The organism is Synechococcus sp. R6-7, from assembly GCF_047461695.1.
Taxonomy (GTDB): domain Bacteria; phylum Cyanobacteriota; class Cyanobacteriia; order Thermostichales; family Thermostichaceae; genus Thermostichus.
Window position 1 is genome coordinate 1 of sequence record NZ_JANSHS010000274.1, and the last position, 7,035, is coordinate 7,035.

The window sequence follows — 7,035 nt, forward strand, 5'->3', positions numbered from 1 at the left end:
TGCACCTGTGGCTGGATGAGGCGATGGAAGGGCCGATCCCGGCCTCGATTTTGCGGAACGCAGTGGTGGTGGGCACGGGGGCCTGGGTGTTGATTCGCCTGCAACCCCTCTATGAGCTTTCCCCAACGGTGCTGAAGGTGATGCTGACTATCGGCAGCTTGACGGCGGTGGGGGGATCCCTGGTGGCTTTGGCCCAGATCGACGCCAAGCGAGCTTTGTCTTATCTGGTGAGTGCCTACATGGGCTTGATTTTTGTGGCGGTGGGCACCGGTCATCCCCAGCAAGCCTATGGGTTGCTGCTGACCTATGCTCCGGCCATGGCTCTGTTGGTGATGGCTCCGGGCACGGTGATCTGGAACAGCATTACCCAGGATTTGCGCTACCTGGGCGGGCTGTGGTCGCGGCGTCCTATCTCAGGGCTGTGCTTCTTGACCGGAATGGCCGGAATCATCGCTTTGCCGCCTTTCGGTTCCTTTTGGGTGCTGACGGATCTGTGGCAGCAGTTGGTGCAATCGGGGCAGGGGTTGTGGGCGGCAGTCGTGCTGGTCACCAATGCTGTAACGGCCCTAGGGCTGACACGGGTGTTTGGCCTGATCTGGGGGGGCAAGCCGCAGCAGATGAGCGAGCGTTCGCCGGAGGTGCATTGGCCGATGATGCTGCCCATGACGGTCACGATGGGGGTGGCGCTGCACATGCCCATGATCCTAGCGGCACTAGGTCTGATTCCCGCTCTGGAAGGGATCCCTGTTGGGGTAATGACGGGATCCAGCTTGACAGGCATTGCCTTGGGAGCCTGGCTGTATCTGCGTCCGCAGCGGCAGCCGGTGGACTGGGCCTTCTTGGCCGACTGGCAGGATTTGTTGGCCAACGACTTCTACACCCCCAAGCTCTACCGGGCCAGTGTGGTGTTTGCGGTACGCATCATCTCTGAGGTTACAGCCTTGTTCGACCGCTATGTGGTAGACGGCTTGGTAAATTTGACCAGCTTGGCGGTATTGGCGGGTGGACAGGTTTTGAAATACACCACCTCTGGCCAGTTGCAAGCCTACGTGCTGACGATTGTGGTGGGGGTGGCCCTGCTGGGCTGGCTGATTCTCTAGGCTTGGGCAAGGTAGCGGGACGGAGTCCTTAGATAAAGAGGGAAAAGACCATGCTGAGTGCCTTGATTGTGTTGCCGATCTTGGGATCCCTGCTCCTGTTCTTAGGCTTGGGGGGGCGAAAGCTGGCGGTGGCCTTGGCCGGGATCCTGCTGGGGATCTCGCTGCTGCTGTTTGCCAACTTTGACCTGCAAGCGGAAGGGCTGCAGTGGGTGCAGCGGTGGGATTGGATCCCGGCAATTGGGCTGAGCTACTCCCTGGGCCTGGACGGGTTTTCCCTGCTGATGGTGGCTTTGAATGGGCTGCTCACGCTGATTGCGGTGCTGACAGCTGAGCCAGAGGTGAAGCGGCCCAACCTCTTATACGGCTGCATTTTGTTCATGAGCGGGTCGGTCAACGGGGCTTTTGTTGCCCAGAACCTGCTTTTGTTCTTCTTGTTTTACGAGCTGGTGCTGATCCCGATCTACCTGCTCATCTCCATTTGGGGCAGCCCCAAGCGGGATTATGCTGCCATCAAGTTTTTGATTTACACCGCCGTTTCCGCCATCTTTCTGTTGGGGGCCTTTTTGGCCATCTACTGGCTGGGGGATCCCCATAGCTTTGAGCTGCTGGAGATCCGCATCACCTCTCTCAGCCCTGTTGCCCAGACCTTGACGCTGTTGGCCTTGATCGTGGCTTTCGGCATTAAGATGCCGCTGATCCCCTTCCACACCTGGTTGCCTGATGCATACGGGGAGTCGTCGCCGCCAGTGGCCATCCTCCTGGGAGGGATCCTCTCCAAGTTAGGCACGTACGGTCTGTTTCGCTTTGGGCTGCAGTTGTTTCCCCAAGCTTGGGCCGACCTGGGCGGGATCCTGGCCTGGTGGGGAGCCATTGCCGTGTTGTCCGGGGCTTTGGCAGCCATCGCCCAAAAAGACATCAAGCGCATGGTGGCCTACAGCTCCATTGGCCACATGGGCTACATCTTGCTGGGCATGGCGGCAGCCACCCCCATTAGCCTGACCGGGGCGATGGTGCAGATGGTCTCTCACGGTCTCATCTTGGCGCTGCTGTTCGATTTGGTGGGCTTGGTGGAGCGCAAAGTGGGAACCCGCGATCTGGATGTGCTCAACGGCCTGCTCAACCCCTTGCGGGGCTTGCCCACGGTGAGTGCTCTGCTCATCTTGGGGGGGATGGCCAGCGCCGGGATCCCTGGCCTGGTGGGCTTTGTGGCGGAGTTCTTGATCTTCCAGGGCAGCTACCAAGATTTTCCTCTGCCGACTTTGATCAGCATCTGTGGCACCGGTTTGACGGCGGTGTACTTCGTGATTTTGCTAAACCGCACCTGCTTTGGCAGGTTGGACAACCGCACCGCCTACTACCCGCGCGTGCATGGCTGGGAGCGGATCCCGGGGCTGATTTTGACGGCCTTGATCGTTTGGTTTGGGATCCAGCCCATGAGCCTGGTGAAATGGCCACAACCCTTGGCGTTTACCCTATCCACCCAGGTGGCTCAAGCGCAAACGCTTATCCTGGCCTCGGCTGGCGATCTTGCCGATTCTCCCTAGGGAGCTGGGCTGCCTTCTCTGGAGCAGATCAAGGCAATCGGGAAACTTCCAGGAATTGAGATCCCAGGGAATGACCTCAAGGAGCCAGAACTTTTGAAGAGTTGGAGACTTCTTCTATGACGACAACCCTCACAGCCCGCAAGCTGCCCCCTTCTACCCACCCTTTTGCGGATGTAGTCCACCGCTTGGAGGCTGGGGGATCCATGCTGCCGGATACGCCGGAAAACCTGATGCAAATTATCGGCCTCTACAAAGCCTATGCCGTGCCAATGGATTTCTACTGGCGGGATCTGCTCTACATTGCCGAGCAGGTGTTTGTGGATCCCTTGCCTTTTTTCAAGTTCATCATTCCTGAAGAGTATCTGAAGCTGGCCAACCACTACGCGGGGGATAACGCGGATTTGCGCATTTGGCGAGGCCAGGCTACGGCCCACCCCGAGCTGCTGGAGTTCATGGAAAAAGGGGAGCTGAAGCGCAAGCTGCCCAGAATTTTGCATCACCTCTGGCATGACCGCATCAACATGGAATTTGCCGAAGAATGTATGCGGGCCATGCTCTGGCACCGGGATATGGGGGGCTTGCTGGATCCCTACATGGATTCCGAAGAATACAAGCAAAATGCCGACCGCGCCATCCGCGCCTATTGCCAGGGCAACCCCTTGTTGATGGGGCTATACAAGCTCTTCCCCGATATGTTTTTGGAGCTGTGCCGCCAGGCCACCATGTACTCGGTGTTGGGCCTGTTTTGGGAGGTGATGGCTCCGGTCTTTTTTGAGATGAGCGATCTCTACGATGAAGGCAAAATTACCAGCGTGCCGGAGGCGATGAACTTTCTGGTCAACGGGATCTTCGCCATTGCCGGACGACCCATCTACCACCGCGTGCGTATTCGGGGAGAATGGTACGATATTGTGCCCAAATCCAAAGGATTCACCTGGCTATATGAGGCTGCCTTCCCCTATGTAGAGGCCGTGTTTTATCGCACCTCTCCTTTCCGCGGCACTAAGTCCTACAACGCCCAGGCCAACGAAGTTCCCACCAACCAGTTGGACTTCCACTACGGGATCCTCTACGCCGATAAGTTTCCGGTGGGCACCGCCGGGATCCCGCCCACGCTCTTGCACCAGGATATGTACCACTTTTTGCCCCAGTATTTGGTGGAGTATTATCGCAAGCATTGCCGCGGCGAAGAGGACATGCTGATTCAATTGGGGGTTAGCTTCCAGCGCTCCATGTACAACGTCACCTCAGCCGTGATTCAGGCGGGAAGGGCCGCTTTCTTGTATCCCCTTGATGACCCAAATCCGCGGCACTTGATGATGAATCGCCGTTATTTTGAGGGACAACTCAATCGCTTCACCCGACCGGAATATGGGATCCGGGAAGCAGCCCGCCTCGCCTACATTCAGGATCAGAATTATCGCTAGCCCGTGGCAACTTTAATGATCCCAAAGCCTTTCGAGCAGCAATCCAGTTAGCAACAACTTCACAGCAAAAGGATCCCGGCCATGCCCGATATTGTTGATATTGCCGTCTCTGCTGAGGGCTTTTCCACCTTGGTAACTGCCGTTAAAGCGGCAAACCTGGTAGACACTCTCAAAAGCCCTGGCCCCTTTACCGTTTTTGCCCCCACCGATGGGGCTTTTGCCAAGCTGCCTCCTGGCACCATCACCACCCTGGTGCAAAATATCCCCCAACTGACCCGCATCTTGTGTTACCACGTGGTGCCCGGTCGCCTGAAAAAGGCGGATTTGGCCAAGTACCAAAGTGTGGGCTCGGTAGAGGGATCCCCCATCGACTTGTTGATCGAAGGGGACGTTTTCGAGGTCAATAACGCCACCGTTATCCAAGCGGACATCGAAGCCGATAACGGCATCATCCACGTCATCGACACCGTCATCCTGATGCGGCCCCACTGGTTCTGGCCGATTATGAACTCCGCCTTGGCTGCCTCGGCCAGAGGATAGACAGATCTATCCTGAACCGAGCTTGGGGAAAGTGCCTGGGTGAACCCTCTCCCCCTCTCCGCAACTTTATAGGTACGGTCAGAGATTTCTGCTCCGCGTGCAGTTTACACCATCCCCCGCCCCCCACAGGGTGGGGATTTTTGTCTCTCGGTAGCAGTGATGTCGCCGTCTTTTAAACCCAGAGATGAATCCGAAGCTTGGCCTGATACGTACCTTATTTAGCCTGTTCTCTGACCGAGGAGCTTTTTTCCATGTTGTTGATCGGTTTTGCCCTTCGGCCTCGTTCAATTTTCGAGGCTTTTTGCGGCTTTTGCCTGGTTGCTGTCTTGTTTCTCAGCGGTTAAGGAAGCTTTACAAATCTCACAACCCCACTTCTACCCATTGCTAACTTTGGCCCTGGACATATTCACATTGCTCAGCCGCAGCCAGGACAATCTTTCGCCCAGGCCACAGGGCCGGTGGTCTTTGTCTTGAACATGTTGCCGATCCAGGCAATCAGTCGGGGAATTTCCGACTGGAAGCCAACCTCACCCCTGAGCAAGTCTCCAGCTTTTTGGCCGGAGCTTACTACATCAACATTCACACGCAGGCCAACCCGCCGGGCGAGTTGCGAGCCCAGGTGGTTTTCCCTCGCTAAGGTTTGATCCAGTACCCCATCTGGGATCCCCGCAGGTGAGGGGATCCCTAATTTTTGCGGACGGATTGGCTGTTCTGTGAACTCCCCCACAGTCAGTCGTGCCGGCAGGACAGAGTTTCTGTGTAGCTCCTGGCCAGCAGCTTTCGGTAGTCCTGGAGCCGGCCTGCCAGTCCCCTTTACAGAGCGAGCTGTAGGCTTCACCTCTGGGCTAGCTGTGGAGCGCCAAGGGAATAACTACACAGGTTGTTGCCCACCTACAATGGCCCGACAGCGAATGTAGGGGCCGCCCGCATCCACCTTGGCCGGTTGACCCTTGCCGCAATGGCCGGATCCCAAGTCCCACAGGAAGTCCCGCGAGACGGCATCCACCGATTGCAGCACCTCAAAAGCATTGCCGGTGATGGTGACACCGCGCAGCAACTCCGCCAGCTTGCCATCGCGAATGCGGTAGGCCCGCTCCACGCCAAACATAAACTCGCCGGTGGAGTCCGCCTGCCCGTTCCTGGCCCCATCCAGGAAGTAGCCATCGGGAGTGCTGGCGATGATTTCCTCTAGCGTTTGGGATCCGGGTTCAATGAAGGTGTTGCGCATGCGGATCAAAGGCTCATCGGCGTATTCCCAGGCGCGGGCATTGCCGGTGGGCTCCACCCCAAAGTGGGCGGCAGTTTCGCGGTTGTGGAGATAGCTGACCAGAATGCCGTTTTGGATGATGGTGGTGCTTTGGGTAGGAACGCCCTCGTCGTCCACAGGAAGGGTTCCCCCTGCCCCCGGCATAAACTCTGAATGGCCGGAGTCTTTGAGAGTAACCCAGTCGCTGGCCACCCGCTGCCCCAGCTTGCCGGCAGCCACAGAACCCGCCAGAACAAAATCCGCCTCGACCGTGTGGCCAATGGCCTCGTGCACCAATAGCCCCACGATGGAAGGCGACAGAATAACCGTGGCCCATCCCCCTTCTGCGTAGCCTGCGGACAACAAGTCAACAGCGGTAGCAGCCGCCTTTTCCGCCATCTGCAAGGGATGCGAGCGGAACAGGCAATCCCATCCCCCCGTTACCCCAATGGCCTCGGAGCCACTGCTGAGCTGGCCGGCAGCTTCGGCCACCGCCTGAACTCGCAGCTCGGGGCGCACCAGACGAAAGGCCACATCCGCCCCATCGGTGGTGACGATGGCTTTTTCCTCGTAAATCTCGTTGTAGGTGCAACTGGCGGAGCTAATTTGGCGGGAAGCCTGCCGGGCCTGCGCCTCGGTTTCCAGAGCCAACTGGATCTTCGCCTCCAGCGGTTTGTTCAACACCTCCTCCACACCGGGCTCGCAGAACTCCCCTTGGGCCAGCCGCACACTGGGCAGGGATCCCAGCTTTTGTTTGCGGTAGTCGGCGCTGGCTTGGGCGGCACGGCGAGCTTCAGCGATGGCCTCCCGAATGGCAGCCGGCGAGGGATCCCCGGTGGCAGCAAAGCCCCAAGTGCCGGCCTCCAACACCCGCACCCCCACTCCGGAACGGCGACGAACCGCGGTGCGCTCAAGGCGGCCCTTCTCGGCAGTGATGCTGCGGAACACCTTGCTGTGGTAGCGCAGTTCCACAAAGCCAGAGCAGTCCCGAAGGATGTCGCGCAGAAGGTCTCGCATAGCAACAGGGAGATGGGTGTAGTCCTCAGTCCAGCATAGCCCGATCCTGGAAAGTCGATGAGCTGCCACGCCGAGTGAAAGCCCCGATCCCGTTCGTGTCAGCAGTGCGGAACATTTTGGCCAGGCCCGCCGTTAGCTAAACCGCCGAGAAGCCCCGCCCT

General features: G+C 58.2%; 6 protein-coding genes. 5 read left to right on the forward strand and 1 reads right to left on the reverse strand.

Annotated features, from left to right (window positions below):
* From NW815_RS08560 to NW815_RS08580, 5 genes are all read left to right on the forward strand, one after another.
* Window positions 1–1,100: proton-conducting transporter membrane subunit (locus NW815_RS08560; RefSeq protein ID WP_414415908.1), on the forward strand; the 1,100-nt coding region annotated here is incomplete at its 5' end.
* Window positions 1,101–1,150: 50 nt separating this feature from the next.
* A complete protein-coding gene (locus NW815_RS08565) occupies window positions 1,151–2,644 on the forward strand; it encodes an NADH-quinone oxidoreductase subunit M (RefSeq protein WP_414389172.1) in 1,494 nt (497 codons plus the stop codon).
* Window positions 2,645–2,760: 116 nt separating this feature from the next.
* On the forward strand, window positions 2,761–4,071 hold the full coding sequence (locus tag NW815_RS08570) for a CO2 hydration protein (RefSeq protein WP_414331529.1): 1,311 nt from the start codon (window positions 2,761–2,763) through the stop codon (window positions 4,069–4,071).
* 81 nt (window positions 4,072–4,152) lie between these two features.
* Window positions 4,153–4,611 (forward strand): fasciclin domain-containing protein, encoded by a 459-nt coding sequence (locus tag NW815_RS08575; protein ID WP_011434417.1) that lies wholly within the window; start codon window positions 4,153–4,155, stop codon window positions 4,609–4,611.
* Window positions 4,612–5,125: 514 nt separating this feature from the next.
* On the forward strand, window positions 5,126–5,248 hold the full coding sequence (locus tag NW815_RS08580; RefSeq protein WP_414342186.1) for a CHRD domain-containing protein: 123 nt from the start codon (window positions 5,126–5,128) through the stop codon (window positions 5,246–5,248).
* Window positions 5,249–5,482: 234 nt separating this feature from the next.
* Here the strand turns inward: NW815_RS08580 and NW815_RS08585 are convergent, their stop codons facing one another.
* Window positions 5,483–6,874 (reverse strand): TldD/PmbA family protein, encoded by a 1,392-nt coding sequence (locus NW815_RS08585; protein WP_414389170.1) that lies wholly within the window; start codon window positions 6,872–6,874, stop codon window positions 5,483–5,485.
* Between the last annotated feature and the right edge of the window lie 161 nt (window positions 6,875–7,035).

Coding starts and splice junctions, on each gene's coding strand:
- NW815_RS08565 (WP_414389172.1), top strand. CDS start 1,151: ATGCTGAGTGCCTTGATTGTGTTGCCGATCTTGGGATCCCTGCTCCTG.
- NW815_RS08570 (WP_414331529.1), top strand. CDS start 2,761: ATGACGACAACCCTCACAGCCCGCAAGCTGCCCCCTTCTACCCACCCT.
- NW815_RS08575 (WP_011434417.1), top strand. CDS start 4,153: ATGCCCGATATTGTTGATATTGCCGTCTCTGCTGAGGGCTTTTCCACC.
- NW815_RS08585 (WP_414389170.1), bottom strand. CDS start 6,874: ATGCGAGACCTTCTGCGCGACATCCTTCGGGACTGCTCTGGCTTTGTG.